This is a genomic window from Micromonospora sp. NPDC005206 (genome assembly GCF_040608175.1).
Taxonomy (GTDB): Bacteria; Actinomycetota; Actinomycetes; order Mycobacteriales; family Micromonosporaceae; genus Micromonospora.
The window spans coordinates 1-16,823 of the sequence record NZ_JBEXHU010000022.1; the positions used below are offsets into that span (position 1 = coordinate 1).

11 protein-coding genes are annotated in these 16,823 nt (G+C 71.0%); 7 read left to right on the forward strand and 4 right to left on the reverse strand.

The features are described from left to right. On the forward strand, window positions 1-194 hold a 194-nt coding region (locus tag ABZU69_RS28990), incomplete at its 5' end, for a hypothetical protein (protein ID WP_354967481.1). Between the two features lie 442 nt (window positions 195-636). Here the strand turns inward: ABZU69_RS28990 and ABZU69_RS28995 are convergent. Further along, window positions 637-825: a hypothetical protein gene (locus ABZU69_RS28995; protein WP_354967586.1), complete on the reverse strand. Its 189-nt coding sequence runs from the start codon at window positions 823-825 to the stop codon at window positions 637-639. 19 nt (window positions 826-844) lie between these two features. Between ABZU69_RS28995 and ABZU69_RS29000 the strand changes: the two genes are divergently transcribed. The 5 genes from ABZU69_RS29000 (at window position 845) to pulA (ending at window position 9,201) form a co-directional block, all read left to right on the forward strand. Continuing rightward, entirely contained in the window at window positions 845-1,522 is a 678-nt protein-coding gene (locus ABZU69_RS29000; protein ID WP_354967482.1) for a hypothetical protein, read from the forward strand. A gap of 36 nt (window positions 1,523-1,558) precedes the next feature. After that, entirely contained in the window at window positions 1,559-1,948 is a 390-nt protein-coding gene (locus ABZU69_RS29005; RefSeq protein ID WP_354967577.1) for a hypothetical protein, read from the forward strand. A gap of 126 nt (window positions 1,949-2,074) precedes the next feature. Continuing rightward, the gene (locus ABZU69_RS29010; RefSeq protein ID WP_354967483.1) at window positions 2,075-2,767 is read left to right on the forward strand and encodes a hypothetical protein; all 693 of its coding nucleotides are present in this window, start codon (window positions 2,075-2,077) and stop codon (window positions 2,765-2,767) included. Between the two features lie 485 nt (window positions 2,768-3,252). Next, window positions 3,253-3,561, forward strand: a complete 309-nt coding sequence (locus ABZU69_RS29015; RefSeq protein WP_354967484.1) for a cellulose binding domain-containing protein — start codon at window positions 3,253-3,255, stop codon at window positions 3,559-3,561. Window positions 3,562-3,705: 144 nt separating this feature from the next. After that, window positions 3,706-9,201 carry a pullulanase-type alpha-1,6-glucosidase gene (gene pulA, locus ABZU69_RS29020; RefSeq protein ID WP_354967485.1) on the forward strand — a complete coding sequence of 1,832 codons (5,496 nt, stop codon included), beginning with the start codon at window positions 3,706-3,708 and terminating at the stop codon, window positions 9,199-9,201. 149 nt (window positions 9,202-9,350) lie between these two features. On the opposite strand, the gene ABZU69_RS29025 is transcribed toward pulA, so the two are convergent. Both ABZU69_RS29025 and ABZU69_RS29030 read right to left on the reverse strand, forming a co-directional pair. Beyond that, the gene (locus ABZU69_RS29025; protein WP_354967486.1) at window positions 9,351-11,498 is read right to left on the reverse strand and encodes a hypothetical protein; all 2,148 of its coding nucleotides are present in this window, start codon (window positions 11,496-11,498) and stop codon (window positions 9,351-9,353) included. A 522-nt stretch (window positions 11,499-12,020) separates the two neighbouring features. Then, window positions 12,021-13,502, reverse strand: coding sequence for an aminopeptidase P family protein (locus ABZU69_RS29030; RefSeq protein WP_354967487.1), 1,482 nt, complete (start codon window positions 13,500-13,502; stop codon window positions 12,021-12,023). 133 nt (window positions 13,503-13,635) lie between these two features. Between ABZU69_RS29030 and asnB the strand changes: the two genes are divergently transcribed. Further along, window positions 13,636-15,597: an asparagine synthase (glutamine-hydrolyzing) gene (gene asnB / locus ABZU69_RS29035; RefSeq protein ID WP_354967488.1), complete on the forward strand. Its 1,962-nt coding sequence runs from the start codon at window positions 13,636-13,638 to the stop codon at window positions 15,595-15,597. Between the two features lie 103 nt (window positions 15,598-15,700). Here asnB and ABZU69_RS29040 read toward each other — a convergent pair whose 3' ends face one another. Next, a complete protein-coding gene (locus ABZU69_RS29040) occupies window positions 15,701-16,819 on the reverse strand; it encodes a lytic polysaccharide monooxygenase (RefSeq protein WP_354967489.1) in 1,119 nt (372 codons plus the stop codon). Window positions 16,820-16,823: the final 4 nt, after the last annotated feature.

Here is a 16,823-nt window from a genome sequence, read left to right on the forward strand (position 1 = left end):
CGCCGCACGAGAAGTTCACGGGGGACGACCCGGCGATCGGAGGGGACCTGCTCGGGTGTCCGGGGGATGTAACCGTGCCGGCCCGGCGGGTGTTCCCGGCGGTCGGCGGCTACGGGGGACGTAACCGTGGCGGCCTGGCCGGTGTTCCCGGCGGCCTGCGGCTACCGGGCCCCGCGGTGATCTGCCAGGTATAACCACCCCGACCGGCCCCCGATTCCACCCTGCGGGTGCCCCCGATCACGGGACATTAACTCCGGAACCGGACACCACGTCCAGCCGCGCCCATCACGAACCGGACATCAGTCCGTCGGGGGTCTCAACCCGGCCGGGTCCACGATCCGCGCGATCCCCGGGACACTGCCGCCTGCCAAACACGCCGAGGCCACAACCGCCCCGAGGTCAGGACGGCGTTCCGGGCGGGCGAGGCAGCAGGCATTCGAGCCCGATACCTGTGAGGCATAAATATGACTCTGAGGTATAACGCGCCTTGGTGCGGATGCCGCCCGCGACCGGGCCGGTCTCCCGTCACGGGAGACCGGCCGTCGATCGTGCGGTTACCGTTCGGCGGTTACTAGGTTCGCAGCCAGGTCTTCGAAGGAGATCGCTGCGTCGACGGGGGAGTGTCGAGGCGGGTGGTCAGGCCGGGTCGGCGGGTTTCGCGGCGTCGCTCGCCTGGGCGTGCCGTTCGAGCAGCCGCTGCCGGATCTCCTCCGGGGTGTACGCGCGCCGGCGCCGTTCGGCCCGTGCGATGACCACACCGGTGGCCGCGACCCCGGCGAGGCCGGCCAGCCCGAGGACCTTCCACCACCGCATTCGTTGCCCCATCGGCCTAGGCTAGACCCTCATGAGCATCAGCCTGGACGAGGCGGTCGAGTTGACCCGCACCGGCGACGTGTGGGTGTTCCGGGGTCGCAGCGTGCCGGACCGGGCGATCCAGTTCACCACCAACAGTCCGGTCAACCACGTGGGCATGGCCGTGGTGCTGGACGACATGCCGCCGCTGATGTGGCACGCGGAGCTGGGCAGGTCGCTGCCGGATCTGTGGTCCGGCACCCACCAGCGCGGTGTGCAACTGCACGACCTGCGGGACGCGGTCTGCGTCTGGGCCAACCGGTACGGTCAGCGGGCCTGGCTGCGGCAGCTCGATCCACCGGCGGACGGGGAGATGGAACGGGCGGTGCTCCGTACGATCGCGCGGCTGGACGGCACGCCGTTCCCGTCCACCGCGCAGTTGGCCTGGCGCTGGGTGCGCGGTCGGGTGCCGGCGTTGCCGCGACCCGGTCGGCCGGCGCCGCCGTCGGCCTCGTTGACGGGTGGGTCGCCGGCCGCGCGGGACCGGGCTCTGGAGACGGCGTACTGCGCCGAGGTGGTGGCCGTGACCTACGAGGCGATGGGGTTGCTGCCCGCCGGCCGGCGTCCAAACTGGTACGACCCGGGGCGGTTCTGGAGCGGGGACGACCTGGGGCTGGCCGCCGACGCGCGGCTGGGTGCGGAGATCGAGGTCCAGGTTCCGCCGCGCTGAGGTTTGACGTGCCCGGTGACCGGCAATTGCTGGGCCGTGAAAGCCTCCACCGATCTCAAGGCGCTGACCGACTTCTTCGACCGGTACGGCGTGGCGTTGACCTCCGGCGACCTGCCGGCCATCGCCAGCTGCTACGCCCTGCCCGGGCTGGTGGTGGCCGACACCTACAGCTTCTCGTTCAACTCGCCGGCGGCGGTGGCGCTGTCCTTCGTGGGCGCCGCACCCGACTACCAGGACCGGGAACTGGTGGCGGCGCACGCCCAGATCGAGGACGTGCAGCCGATGTCCGCGCTGCTGACCATGGTGGCGGTGGAGTGGGAATTCCTGGACAGTCGGGGGCACGCGGTGCCGGGGGAGCGGTACAGCTACCTGCTGCGCACCACCGGTGAGGGGCCGCTCATCTCCACGGTTGTCCGGACGGCCTGACCAACCGGTGCGATCGAGCCGTTTTCCGCTCCGGGTCGGCTGGTCGGTCCGATCCGTACCCGCCTGGTTTCCGGTCTGGCCTGTGCTGGCTACGCTGGCGCGTCGGCGGGGACGAGGGGAGACCTGATGGCGATGCGGCCGGACGGTGCGGAGGGTGTGCGGGCGGCGCGGGTGCTGGCGTCGGTCCCGTGGATCGTGGTGCTGCTCGGGGTCTGCGCGCTGGTGGTGTTGTTGGTGGTCGCGCTGCTGTCGTTCCGTACCCGGGAGCCGGAGCCCATGTCGCAGGCCGGGCCGCCGGTGTTCCTGCCGACCGCGCCGGCCACCGCGTCGGCCACGCCGACGCCGACGCCGACTCCGACCGGGGCGGAGCCGCGCACGGCGTCGCCGCGACCGACCCGCAGCAGCCGGGCGCCGTCGCCACGGGTCAGCACCAGCTCGCCGGCTCCGGGTCGGACGTCCGCCCCGGCGGCGTCGGCGGTGCCGCTCGGTCCGGCCCAGGAGACGGTCACCGCCCGGTACCAGGTCGGAACGGACGGGTGGGACGGGACCGAGGCGGTGCTGTCGGTCACGAACGCGTCGGGTGGGTCGCTGGACTGGCGGGTGGAGCTGTCGTACGACGACGACGTGCGGAAGCTGCGGATCAGCGGCGACTCGGGAGTTTCGGTGTCGGCGCGCGGGGACGGCGAGTTCGTGCTGCGCGGCACCCGTTCCCTGGCCCCGGGTGACAGCCGGACGCTGCGGCTGCGGCTCGGCTGGGGCGACTCGGGGGAGCGACCGGACCGGTGCACGGTCAACGGGGTCGACTGCCAACTCGGTTGACCTGGTGCCCGGTCAGCGGACCTCCGGTGCCGCCGCCGGAGCTTCCGGGTCCGACCGCCGGTGGCTACGCTGCCCGGACGGCCCGCTGAGGGAGGTACATGTCCGGCATGCGTCGCGCCCCGCGACCGTCCCGTGGTCCGGCCGCTGTCGCGTCGTCGCCCTGGATCGTGGTGTTCGCCGGCGTCGTGGTGATGGTGGTCCTGCTCTTCATTGCCCTGGGCGCGTATCGGGGACGTAGTCCGGCGCCGGACGACGCATCGGCGCTGCCGCCGGCGCTGCCAGTTCCGCAGGGTTCGGTCCCGCCCACCGTCACGGCGCCGACACCCCCGAGATCGTCGGCGCCGCCGTTGCGGCCCGGGTTGTCCCCGCGCGCGAGTGGGCTGTCCCCGAGCGCGCCGGCCGGGTCGCGACCGCCGAGCGCCGGTCGGCCGGGCGGGCCGACGTCGAGCGGGCCGGCGCCGCGGCCAACGCAGGGCGCGCCCGCGGTGAGTGGCCGATACCGGGTCGTGCAGAGCTTCGACGGGGGTTTCATCGGCGAGGTGCTGATCGTCAACCGGGCCGTCGAGGACCGGGGGTGGACGGTGCGGCTGGACTTCGGCGGTGGGCGGCTGGTGACCGCCTGGGTGGAGGGCGTGCCACAGGGGACGGTGCGGCAGACCGACGGCGGCTTCACGTACGCCAGCGGGGTGGACGTGCCGGCCGGCGGCTCGGCGTCGTTGCGGTTTCATCTGGAGCGGTCGTCGACCACGCCGCGGGGGTGCACGGTCGACGGGGTGCGCTGCATCGGGTTCTGACCTGGACGGTCGTCGGTGGACGTACGCCTGGTGACGGGTGCTTCCGCAAGGCGGCTGCTCTGTTACGACTTTGTTTGCAAGGCATTGCAGATTGTTTCGGCAAGGGTTAGCGTGCGGCCAATCACGACCAGAGGAAGGCCGTCGATGAAACCCCCGCCGACACCGCGCACCGCCCTGCTCGCCCTCGCCTCCCTGCTCACCCTCACGCTCGTCGGCAGCCCGGTCGCGGTGCGTCCAGCCGCCGCGGACCCCCGGCCTTCCGGCACCGACCCCCTCGCTGTCGCCGGCGCCGCCCAGTGGCGCGGCGAGCCCACCGCCGAGGAACTCCTGAAGGCGGGCACCGACACCGCCCGCGCCGAGCAGTTCTACTTCGTCCTGCCGGACCGGTTCGCCAACGGCGACCCCCGTAACGACCGGGGTGGCCTCTCCGGTGACCGGCTGCGCACCGGCCTCGACCCGACCGACAAGGGCTTCTACCACGGCGGCGACCTGAAGGGCGTCATCGACAAGCTGGACTACATCCAGGGGATGGGCACCACCGCCATCTGGCTCGCCCCGATCTTCAAGAACCGGCCGGTGCAGGGCTCCGGCGACGACGTCTCGGCCGGCTACCACGGCTACTGGATCACCGACTTCACCCAGGTGGACCCGCACTTCGGCACCAAGGAGGAGATGAAGCGGCTGGTCAAACTGGCCCACCAGCGCGGCATCAAGATCTACCTCGACGTGATCGTCAACCACACCGCCGACGTCATCAAGTACGCCGAGAACCGGTACGCCTACGTGGACAAGGCGACCTCGCCGTACACCGACGCGCAGGGGCGGGCGTTCGAGGACCGTAACTACGCCGACGGCACCCGCGCCTTCCCGCCGGTGAACCAGGCGTCGTTCCCGTACACGCCGACGTTCGCCGAGCGGGAGGACGCCACGGTCAAGGTCCCGGCCTGGCTGAACGACGCCACCATGTACCACAACCGGGGCGACTCCACCTTCGCCGGCGAGAACAGCGAGTACGGCGACTTCTTCGGCCTCGACGACCTGTGGACCGAACGCCCAGAGGTGGTCCAGGGTCTGACCAGGGCGTACGGGGACTGGATCGGCGCGACCGGCGTCGACGGCTTCCGGCTGGACACCGTCAAGCACGTCAACATGGACTTCTGGCCGCAGTTCAGCCAGGGCATCGAGCGGGCCGCCGAGAAGGCCGGCAAGAAGGACTTCTTCATGTTCGGCGAGGTGTACAGCGCCGACCCGGAGATCAGCTCCAGCTACGTCCGGCAGGGTGGTCTGCCGGCGACCCTCGACTTCGCGTTCCAGGAGGCCGCGCGGGGCTACACCGCCGGCGCCGGTTCGGCGAAGGCGCTGGCCGACGTGTACGCCCGCGACGACCTCTACGCCGCCCGGGACACCGACGCGGGCCGGCTCACCACCTTCCTCGGCAACCACGACATGGGCCGGATCGGCTCGTTCATCGCCGGTGGAGGCACCGATTCGGCCAGCCACCTGCGCCGCGACCAGCTCGCGCACCAGCTGATGTTCCTCACCCGTGGCCAGCCGGTGATCTACTCCGGCGACGAGCAGGGCTTCACCGGCCCGGGCGGGGACAAGGACGCCCGGCAGGACATGTTCGCCTCGAAGGTCACCGACTACCTCGACGACGACCTGCTCGGCACGGACCGCACCCACGCCAGTGACCAGTTCGACCCCACCCACCCGCTCTACCGGACCATCGCGGAGCTGGGCAGGCTGCGCCAGGCGCACCCCGCGCTGCGCGACGGTGTGCAGGTCACCCGGTACGCCGCCGACGGCCCGGGCGTCTTCGCCGCCTCCCGGATCGCCCCCGCAGACCGCATCGAGTACGTGGTGGCGGTGAACAACGCCGACACCGCGCAGACTGTCACCGTGGACACCTGGTCGGCCGGCGCCACCTTCACCGGCATCTACGGCTCGACCGGTGCCGCCGCCGCGGGCGCCGACGGAAAGCTGACCCTGACCGTGCCGCCGCTGTCGGCGGTGGTGCACCGGGCCGGCACCCCCGTCGCGCAGCCCGCCGGCAAACCGACCATCACCATCACCGCTCCCGCGCCGGACGCGCCGGTGGCCACCCGAGCCGCGGTCACCGCCCAGGTGACCGGTGACCCGCTGGCCACCGTCACCATGGCGGCCCGGGTCGCCGGCGGTCGGTGGACCCTGTTGGGCAGCGCCGACCACGCGCCGTACACCGTGCAGCACGACCTGACCGGGCTGGCCGGCGGGACGTCGGTGGAGTACAAGGCGGTGGTCCGCGACGGGCGGGGCCGCACCGCGACCGCCCGGTCGACCGCCATCGTGGGCACGCCGCAGCAGGGTGGGTCCCGGGAGTGGGCGGTGGTGCACTACCAGCGCCCCGCCGGTGGGTACGACGACTGGGGCCTGTACGCGTGGGGCGACATCGACCCGGCGTACGTCACCGAGTGGCCCAAGGGGCAGCCGTTCGCCGGGGAGGACTCCTACGGCCGGTTCGCCTGGGTGAAGCTCAAGCCGGGCGCGAAGTCGGTGAGCTTCCTGGTGGTCGACCGGAACGGCACCAAGGACGTCGCCCAGGACCGCAGCGTCGACGTCACGCAGACCGGTGAGGTCTGGCTCAAGCAGGGCGACCCGGCGATCTACCCGACTCGGCAGGCGGCCACCGGTCAACCGGACCCGCCGGTCGAGGAGGGCACCGCGGTGATCCACTACCGGCGGGTCGACGGCAACTACGACGGCTGGGGCCTGCACCTGTGGGACGGCGCGGCCAACCCGACCGAGTGGTCCACACCGCTCACGCCGACCTCCGTCGACGCGTTCGGCGCGGTGTTCCGGGTGCCGCTGGCGGCCGGGGCGACCGGGCTGAACTACATCATCCACCAGGGCGACACCAAGGACCTGCCGGACGACCAGCGGCTCGACTTCGCCAGCGCCGGCCGGGAGGTGTGGCTGCTCGCCGCCACCCCGGGCCGGCTGCTGCCCTCGACCGCGACCGGCGCCGGCCGGGACACCGATATCGCCAAGCAGAAGGCGCACTGGATCGACCGGTCCACCGTGGCCTGGCAGACCGGCCCGACCGACGGTAGGACGTACGCGCTGGTCACCGCGCCGGCCGGCGGGGTGAGCGTGGCCGATGGGGAGCTGACCGGGACGTACACCACCCTGCCGTTGCGGGCGCAGCGCAACGGGCTGACCGAGGCCCAGCGTGCCGCGTTCCCGCACCTGTGGGCGTACCGCGGCTTCACCCTCGACCGGGGTGACCTGGCCCGGGTGCCGGCGGCGCTGCGTGGGCAGCTGCTGGTCACCGAGCGCGACGCCGAGGGGGCCCTGCTCGCCGCCACCGGCGTGCAGATCCCCGGTGTGCTCGACGACGTGTATGCCCGGGCGACCGACGCCACCCTCGGGCCGACGTTCGCCGGCGGGACGCCGAGCCTGGCGCTCTGGGCGCCGACCGCCCGGACGGTGGCACTGCAACTGTTCGACTCGCCCACCGCCCAGCCGAGGACGGTGTCGATGCGCCGCGACGACCGCACCGGGGTCTGGTCGGTGCGCGGGAGCCACGCCTGGACCGGGAAGTACTACCGGTACCAGGTGCAGGCGTGGCAGCCGGCGGCGCAGCGGATGGTCACCGCCTCGGTGACCGACCCGTACTCGGTGGCCCTGTCGGCGGATTCGGCGCACAGTCAGCTGGTCGACCTGAACGACCCGGCACTGGCCCCGCCGGGCTGGCGGACGCTGCGCAAGCCGGCCGCGGTGCCGGCGGCGAAGGCGCAGGTCTCCGAGCTGTCGGTGCGCGACTTCTCCATCGCCGACGACAGCGTGCCGGCCGAGCGGCGGGGCACCTTCCTCGCCTTCACCGACCCGAAGACAGCCGGCATGACCCACCTCCGGACGCTCGGCGACGCCGGGGTCACCCACCTGCACCTGCTGCCGGCGTTCGACTTCGCGACCATCCCGGAGAAGCGGGTCGACCAGCGCCAGCCGGCCTGTGACCTGGCGGCCCTGCCGCCGGACTCCGCGGAGCAGCAGAGGTGCGTGGCGGCGGTCGCCGAGGCCGACGGCTACAACTGGGGCTACGACCCGCTGCACTACACGGTGCCGGAGGGCGGCTACGCGGTCGACCCGGCCGGCGCGGCGCGGACCGCCGAGTTCCGCCGGATGGTGGCCGGGGTGAACGGCGTCGGCCTGCGGGTGGTCATGGACGTGGTCTACAACCACACCTCGGCGGCGGGCGTCGACGAGAAGTCGGTGCTCGACCAGATCGTGCCCGGCTACTACCAGCGGCTGCTGGAGGACGGCACGGTGGCCAACTCCACCTGCTGCGCCAACACCGCCCCGGAGCACGCCATGATGGGCAAACTGGTGGTCGACTCGCTGGTCACCTGGGCCAGGCAGTACAAGGTGGACGGCTTCCGGTTCGACCTGATGGGTCACCACCCGAAGGCGAACATCCTGGCCGTACGCAAGGCGCTGGACCGGCTGACCGTCGCCCGCGACGGCGTGGACGGCCGGTCGATCCTGCTCTACGGCGAGGGCTGGAACTTCGGCGAGGTCGCCAACGACGCCCGGTTCGTGCAGGCCACCCAGGCCAACATGGCGGGCACCGGTATCGGCACCTTCAACGACCGGCTGCGCGACGCGGTGCGCGGCGGTGGACCGTTCGACGCCAACCCGCGGGCGCAGGGCTTCGCCTCCGGGCTCTACACCGACCCGAACGGTGATCCGGTCAACGGGTCGCCGGCCGAGCAGAAGGCCCGGCTGCTGCACGCCCACGACCTGATCAAGGTGGGACTGACCGGCAACCTGCGCGGGTACCGGTTCACCGACTCCGCCGGGCGGCAGGTCACCGGCGCGCAGGTGGACTACAACGGCTCGCCGGCCGGCTACACCGCCGCGCCGGGGGAGGCGGTCACCTATGTCGACGCGCACGACAACGAGATCCTGTACGACGCGCTGGCGTACAAGCTGCCACAGACCACCGTCGCGCTGGACCGCGCTCGGATGCAGGTGCTGGCGCTGGGCACGGTGGTGCTGGGCCAGGGCACCGGCTTCGTCACCGCCGGCACCGAGCGGCTGCGGTCGAAGTCGCTGGACCGCAACTCGTACAACTCCGGTGACTGGTTCAACCAGATCCGCTGGGGCTGCGCCAACGGCAACGGGTTCGGCGCCGGCCTGCCGCCGGCGCAGGACAACGAGGACAAGTGGCCGTACGCGAAGCCGCTGCTGGCCGACCCCGCGCTGGTGCCGGACTGCGCGGCGATCACCACCACCGACGCGCGGTACGCCGAGCTGCTGCGCATCCGGGCCTCGTCGCCGGTCTTCGGCCTCGCCTCGGCCGACCAGGTGCAGCGGCGGGTGGCGTTCCCGCTCTCCGGGGAGGCGGAGACGCCCGGCGTGCTGACGATGACGCTGGACGGTCGCGGCCTGGACCCGCGGTGGAAGTCGGTCGCGGTGGTCTTCAACGGCACCCCGGGCGCCGCGTCCCAGCGGCTGCCGGGCCTGCGGGGGGCGGACGTGTCGCTGCACCCCGTGCTGACGACCTCGGCCGACCCGACGCTGCGGACGGCCGCGTTCGATCGGGCCACCGGCACGTTCACCGTGCCCGCTCGCAGCGTGGTGGTCTTCGTCCAGAGATAGGGTCTGTGTCGAAGTCCCTGGCCGGCCTGCGGCGGGCCCAGGCTCGACCGAGGACTTCGACACAGACCCTAGTTCGCAGGGTGCGGCCCCCTGCCACCTCCGGTGGCAGGGGGCCGACCTTTTCCGTCGCTGTTTCCCTGTCGCGTTGCTCAGTTGAAGCAGTCCTCGACGGTGTTGGCGCAGTTGGTGGGGTCGTTGTCGGTGACGGTGGAGTCGTCGTCGAGCTTGACCTTGCCATCGTTGTTGAAGATGCCGCCGGCGATCCCCTTGTCGTGCTTGCCCTTGTCCTTGTCCTCGTTGCCGTTGTCGGCCTTGTTCTTGGTGACCTTGGTGTTGGTCAGGGTCACCTTGCCTTCGTTGTTGTAGATGCCTCCGCCGTTCTTGCCGGCGAAGTTCTCCTTGATCTTGCTGTCACGCAGGACCAGGGTGGCCGCGTCGTCCTCGTGGTCCTTGTGGTTGGACCCGGAGCCCTGCCAAGCGGCCGGGCCGGACATGCCGCCACCATTGTGCTTGTCCTCGAACGGCTCGCCGTTGAAGATGCCGCCGCCGAAGCGGCCGGCGCTGTTCTCGAGGATCTCGCTTTCGGTGACGGTGGCGGTGGCGCGGTTCTCCTCGTCCTTGTCCTTGCCGCCGTTCGACAGGACGGTGTTGCGCTTCTTGTCGTCCTCGCTGCTGACGTTGTAGATGCCGCCGCCGTCCTTGTGGGCCTTGTTCTTCTCGATGTTGCTGTTCTTGACCGTCAGGACGGTGTCGACGGCCGCGATGCCGCCGCCGTTCTCGCCGGCGGTGTTGTTCTTGACGAACGTCCAGCTGACCTCGACGAAGCCGTCGTTGCTGGACAGGCCGCCGCCGTTCTTCTTGGCGGTGTTGCCCTCGATCAGGGTCTTCTCGATCGTGACGGTGCCGGCCTTCTTGTCGTCGTTGTTGTCGTCGTGACGGCCGTCGCTGCTGAGGTTGTCCTTGCCGTGCTCGTCCTTCTTCTTGTCCTTGTCGCCGTGGCCGTTGGCGACGCCGCCACCGTCGTTGCCGGCGGTGTTGTTGGTGATGCGGGACTCGCCGCCCTTGCCGTCGCGGGACCCGGAGACCTTGAGGACACCGGCGTTGAAGATGGCGCCGCCGTCCTTTCCGGCGTGGTTGTTGTCGAAGGTGCTGCTCTCGACGTCAAGCCGGCCGAAGTTGGCGACCGCGCCGCCGTTGTTCTCGGCGCTGTTGAGGAAGAACTTGGTGTTCACCAGGTGCGCCTCGCCGCCCCGCTCGACCAGCAGGCCACCACCGTCGCCCTCGTGCTCCTTGTCGTCCTTGCCAGACTCCCAGTCCTTGCCGGACTCCCAGTCCTTCTTGTCCTCGCCGGACTCCTCACCGTGCCAGCCGTTCTCGGCTGGCTTCGTCGCGGTGGCCGCCGGCTTCGCGGTGGCTGCGGGCTCCACGGCCGGGGCGGCTGCGGGCTCCACGGCCGGGGCGGCTGCGGGCTCCACGGCAGTGGCGGCCGCCGGCTTCGCGGCAGTGGCGGCTGCGGGCTTCGCGGCAGTGGCGGCTGCGGGCTTCGCGGCAGTGGCGGCTGCGGGCTTCGCGGCCGGGGCGGCTGCGGGCTCCGCCAGCGCAGGTGCCGGGGCAGGCGCGCCCCCACCGGTCCCGGACTGGTTACCGGGAACCGCCTTCTTCGGCGGCTCCTTGCGCTTGTCGTCCTTGCGGTCTTCGCCGGCGGCGCCGTTGCGGACCTCGACGTCCTTCAGCGTCAGGTCACCGCCGTTGGCGACGCGGAAGATCCGGAAGCCCTCCTCGGCTTCCCGCTTGATCGTCGCGCCGTTGCCCTCGATGGTGATTTCCTGCTTGATCGTCGGCAGGCCCGCCTCGGACTTCTTGTCGTGCTGGTCGAGCTCGTAGGTGCAGTCCTTGGCCAGCTTCAGGGTGCCGCCGTCGTCACGGTTGGCCAGGTCGAGGGCCTCGACGAGGGCATCGTCGTCGCACTCCACCTCCCGGACGCGATCGCGGTCGTCCTTGTCGTCCTTGTCCTTGTCGTCCTTGCCCTTGTCGTCCTTGCCCTTGTCGTCCTTGCCCTTGTCGTCCTTTACCTGGTCCTTGGCCTGGTCATCGTCGCCGACAAGCTGGGCGGTCGACCACTTGACGTCGGTCAGCCGGTGTGAACCGGTCACGCCTGTGGTGGCGTAGGCGACGCCCGTGAGGCTGACCGCCCCTGCGAGGCCGGCGACGGCGGTGACCAGCCAGAGCCGACGCCGGCGGAACGGTGAGTTCTTGTCGTGCGCCGCGTCATCGTTGTTGCGAAGGTTGTTGGACATCGGAGCTCTCTGCCCTCTCCTTGTACCGACAAGGTCGCTTCGCCGTGGCGAGGCGGCCTCCGCTACAAATCGGTTGTAGCTGCCAAACAACACCGTATGGGAGACTTGTTCACTATGCGTGCGTATCCGAAGAAGTCCCACATAAGGCACGCGGGGACGCGGACGGCAGGAAGGGGGACGGCCGGTGCCGGCCGGGCATGACCGGTGGCGGGGAACGCGGCCGGCGGCGGAAAGCTGACGGATGCCACCAGGACGTGGAAAGGGGGGGAAAGCTCGCGGGAACGCCGAGGAGGTGGCGGGCGGCGCAAAGCTCGCGCGGCGGCCGCGGAGGGTCGACGGTGATGGTCGGGCAGGCTCCACCCGGCGCACTCCGCGGTTGGCTGGGGGTGCGGTTGCACTGCCCGAGGTGGCCGGGACGGGCGAGAGTAGCGCAAATGACGGCGGGCCCCACCGCTGGCGTCCTCACGACGAGATACGTCGCTGACGCCGGCGGCGAGGCTCGCCGTTGTTGTTCGTGCGGGGTCAGACGGGCAGGCGCGGACCGGCCTCCCGCTGCGCGGCCAGCCAGGTCTCCACCTCGTCCGCCGTACGCGGCAGCCCGGCCGACAGGTTCATCGCGCCGGTGGCGGTCACCAGCACGTCGTCCTCGATCCGGATGCCGACGCCCCGCAGCTCGGCGGGGACCAGCTCGTCCTCCGGCTGGAAGTAGAGTCCCGGCTCGACGGTGAGCACGTAGCCCTCGCCCAGCGTGCCGTCGCGGTACGTCTCCTTGCGGGCGTTCGAGCAGTCGTGCACGTCGATGCCGAGCATGTGGCCGAAGCCGTGCAGCGTCCACCGCCGGTAGACCGAGGACTTCTCGTCCATCGCCTCGTCCACGCTCACCGGCAACAGGCCCAGCTCCGACAGGCCCTCAGCGAGCACCCGCATGCAGGTCAGGTGGACGTCCTTGAACTTCACCCCGGGCCGGATGGCCTCGATGCCGGCCTGCTGGGACGCGTACACGATGTCGTAGACCTGGCGTTGCAGGGCGGTGAACCGTCCGCTCACCGGCAGCACCCGGGTCACGTCGGCGGTGTAGAGGTTGTGGCCCTCGACACCCATGTCCATCAGCAGCAGCTCGCCCGGCCGGGTCGCGCCGTGGTTGTGCACCCAGTGCAGGATCGTGGCGTGCTCGCCGGCGCCGACGATGGAGCTGTACCCGACGTCGTTGCCGTCGTGCCGGGCCCGCAGCGCGAAGATCCCCTCCAGCAGCCGCTCCGAGACGGCGCGGTCGGCCGGCAGGATCCGGGCCACGTCCTCGAAGCCGCGCACCGTGGCGTCGATCGCGTCCTGGAGCTGGCCGATCTCCCACTCGTCCTTGACGAGCTTCTGCTCCGAGATGGCGATCGCCAGCTCCCGGTCGCGGGGCGGCTGCCCCTCGGCGCGCACCCCGTCGTACGGGCGGACCGCCGCGTCCACCTGGGCGTCGAAGCCGCGCAGCACCCGGGTCCGCCCCGGGCGCAGGTCGGCCAGCGTCGCCTCCAGGCCGGTCAGGTCGGCGGTGGGCAGGCCCAGCTCGGTGGACTTCTCGCTGAGCGTGTGCCGTCGGCCCACCCACAGCTCGCCGTGCCGGCTGCGGAAGAACTCGTCGGTCTCCCGCGACGAGCGGGGCCGCATGTACAGCGTGGCGTCGTGCCCGGAGCCGTTCGGGCGCAGCACCAGCACGCTGTCCGGGTCGTGGTCGCCGGTCAGGTAGGCGAAGTCACTGCCCGGCCGGAACGGGTAGCCGGTGTCGTTGGCCCGGACCTTCTCCGCGCCGGTCGGGATGACCAGCGTCTCGCCGGGGAAGGCCGCCGAGAGCGCGGCCCGCCGCTTGGCGTAGTTGGGGGCCTCCGGCCGGGGCGCCACCGGGAGCGCGCTGTCCCGCCAGCCCTGCCGCATGAAGGACAGGAACGCCTCCGGGAAGTCCGGATCATGCGATTCTGTACCGTCCGTCGGCGTACCGTCGGTGCGTCCCTCGGTCATTGCGCCGCTCCCTCCGTGTCATTGCTGGTCCCGACGGTACCGCGCGCCCGGTTCGCGGTGGCGCCGGCCGGGAGCGCTCCGGATCGTTGGACGGCTGCGACGGGCCCCCGGCGCGCGTGGGAAGATGACCACCATGTGCGGACTCCTGGCCTTCTTCAGCGCGAACGGCAACGCCGCCGCGCACCGCGACCACATCGCCGGAGCGTTGGAATGCCTGCACCACCGCGGCCCCGACGAGACAGGGGTCGAGGTGGTCGGCGACGCCTCCGGCCGGTACGCGGACGGAGTGTTCGCCCACAAGCGGCTCGCCATCATCGACGTCGCGTCGAGCCACGAGCCGTTGCCCTACGCGAACGGTCGTTACCTGCTCACCTTCAACGGTGAGATCTACAACTACATCGAGCTGCGCGACGAGCTGATCCGGGACTTCGGCGCCCAGTTCGCCACCGCCGGTGACGGCGAGGTGATCGTCGCCGGCTACCACTTCTGGGGCGAGCAGGTGCTCACCCGGTTGCGCGGCATGTTCGCCTTCGTCATCTGGGACCGGCAGGAGCGGCGCGCCTTCGGTGCCCGCGACTACTTCGGCATCAAGCCGATGCACTACCTGGAGACCGCCGACGGGCTCTACCTGGCCTCGGAGAAGAAGGCGCTGCTGCCGTTCGCGCACAGCAGCTACCAGGGCGACGCGGGCGTCGACGCGGCCAACCTCAGCCACTACCTGACCCTGCAGTACGTCCCCGAGCCCGGCACCCTGCACAAGGGCATCAACCGGATCGGCTCCGGGGAGTACCTGACCTGGACCCCGGGCGGGCGGATCGACGTACGTCGGTGGTACCGGCCGGTGTTCCGGCCGGCGGCGGTCGACGACGAGCAGAAGCTGTACCACGAGATCCGGGAGACGTTGCGGGAGAGCGTGCGCATGCACATGCGCTCCGACGTGCCGGTCGGCTCGTTCCTGTCCAGCGGCATCGACTCCACCGCGGTGGTCGCGCTGGCGCGGGAGTTCAACCCGAACATCCTCACCTTCACCGTCGGCTACGACGTGCCGGGCTATTCGGAGATCGACGTCGCCCAGGATTCGGCCCGGCACCTGGACGTCACCACGATCCCCACCAAGATCGGTCCGCAGGACATGATCGACGCGCTGCCGAAGATCGTCTGGCACCTGGACGACCCGGTGGCCGACCCGGCGCTGGTGCCGCTCTACTTCGTGGCGAAGAAGGCCGCCGAGCACGTCACCGTGGTGCTGTCCGGTGAGGGGGCCGACGAGTTCTTCGGTGGCTACACGATCTACCGGGAGCCACTGTCGCTGGGCACGGTCAACGGCCTGCCCGGCGGGGTGCAGAAGGGCCTGCGCGCGGTCTCCAAGGCGATCCCGCAGGGGGTCAAGGGCAAGAGCTTCCTGGAGCGCGGCACCACCCCGATCGAGGAGCGCTACTACGGCAACGCCCGGATGTTCACCGAGGAGGAGAAGCAGCAGCTCATGCGCCGCTACGACCCCTCGGTGCGCTACACCGACGTGACCGCCCCGATCTACGCGGAGTGCACGGAGCTGGACGACGTCACCAAGATGCAGTACGTCGACCTCTACACCTGGCTGCGCGGGGACATCCTGGTCAAGGCCGACCGGATCTCGATGGCCCACTCGCTGGAGGTGCGGGTGCCGTTCCTCGACCGCCCGGTGTTCGACGTCGCGGCGAAGATCCCGGTGGACCTCAAGCTGCCGCCGCGCTCCGACGCCACGAAGTACGCGATGCGCCAGGCGTTGCAGGGCGTCGTCCCGCCGGCCATCGTCAACCGCAAGAAGCTGGGCTTCCCGACCCCCACCCGGGTCTGGCTGCGCGGCGAGATGTACGAGTGGGCCCGGCACGTGCTGAGCACCTCGGGTGCCGGCGACCTGCTCGACCTGTCGTACGCGCTGCGGCTGCTCGACGAGCACAAGCGGGAGGAGGCCGACCACTCCCGCAAGGTGTGGACGGTGTTGATCTTCTGCATCTGGCACGCCATCTTCGTGGCCAAGACCCTCGACCCGGGCATTCAGCGCAACCAGTCCGCCCTGCTGACGAAGCCGGTCGTGGGCTCCATGGTCCGCTGACCGGTAAGGTTGGGCCCCCTGTTATCGCATTCTGCATAGCAGGGGGCCCTTCTTAACACCCCGGTTCTTCGGTCCGCGCCAGCGGCCCGCCCGGTCCGCGGGGTCAGCGGCGGGCGCAGCTGACCGTGGGCAGGGTGTTGGTGCCTGTGGTGCTGCCCAGGAAGCCGAAGGTCGTGGTGCCCTCCGGTGCGACCGTGCCGTCGTGTGCGACGTTGGTGGCTGTCACCGAGGAACCGGACGAGGTCTGGGTGGCGTTCCAGATCTGACTGATCGACTGCCCGCTGGGCCAGGTCCAGCTGGCGGTCCAGCCGTTGAACGGCGTACTGCCGTGATTCATGATCATGACTTCGCCCTGGAAGCCGCCCGGCCACGCGCTGACGACCTTGTAGACCGCCATGCAGTCACCGCCGTGCGGCGGCGGGGTGGTCGGGTTCGGTGGGGGAGTCGTCGGGTTCGGCGGCGGGGTGGTCGGGTTCGGCGGGGGAGTGGTCGGGTTCGGCGGCGGGGTGCCGCCCGGACCCACCCCGGTCACCTGGCCGTTGCCGCCGTCGAAGGTCACGTCGGAGCAGCCGAAGAAGTTCTCCTGCGAGTCCGAGCGCACCCAGCGGGAGTAGACGATGTGCCTGCCGCTCTTGCCCGACGGCAGGTTGCCGCTGAAGTAGTAGTGCCCCTCGTTGGTGCCGACCCCGCCGCGCTGCGGCGGGTTGGTCACCGTCAGGAACGGCTGCTCCTCAAGGTCACTCCACGCCAGCGCCCGCGTCGGGCTCCAGCTGTTCTTGGTCACGTAGAAGTAGAACGTGCCCGGGTGGTGCGCCCAGTTGCTGTACCGGAAATCCAACCGCGCACCGGCGGTCAGGTGGGTCAACGGCCAGTCGGTACGGGGCAGGTCGTAGCCCCGGTAGCCGGGGTTGCCGCCGCTGCACAGCTGCCCGTCCGGGATGAAGCCGACCGTCCGGCCGCCGGCGTCGGAGCGCAGCACGCTGAACCAGTTGTAGAGCGAGTTCGCGCCGCTCTGCGCCACGGCCGCGGAGCACGCCGGGTTGTTCGGCCTAATCTCGCCGGTCTGGCTCAGGCCGTCCTGCCAGCACAGGAAGGTGCGGCTGCCGGGGGTCATCGCCGCGCCGTGCGCGGCGGCCGGCTCCGGACTGGACGCCAGGGCGAGGGCGCCGAGGGTGAGGGTCACGGCCGCGGTGAGCAACGCGGCCGTACGGGAACGGTTCACGGGT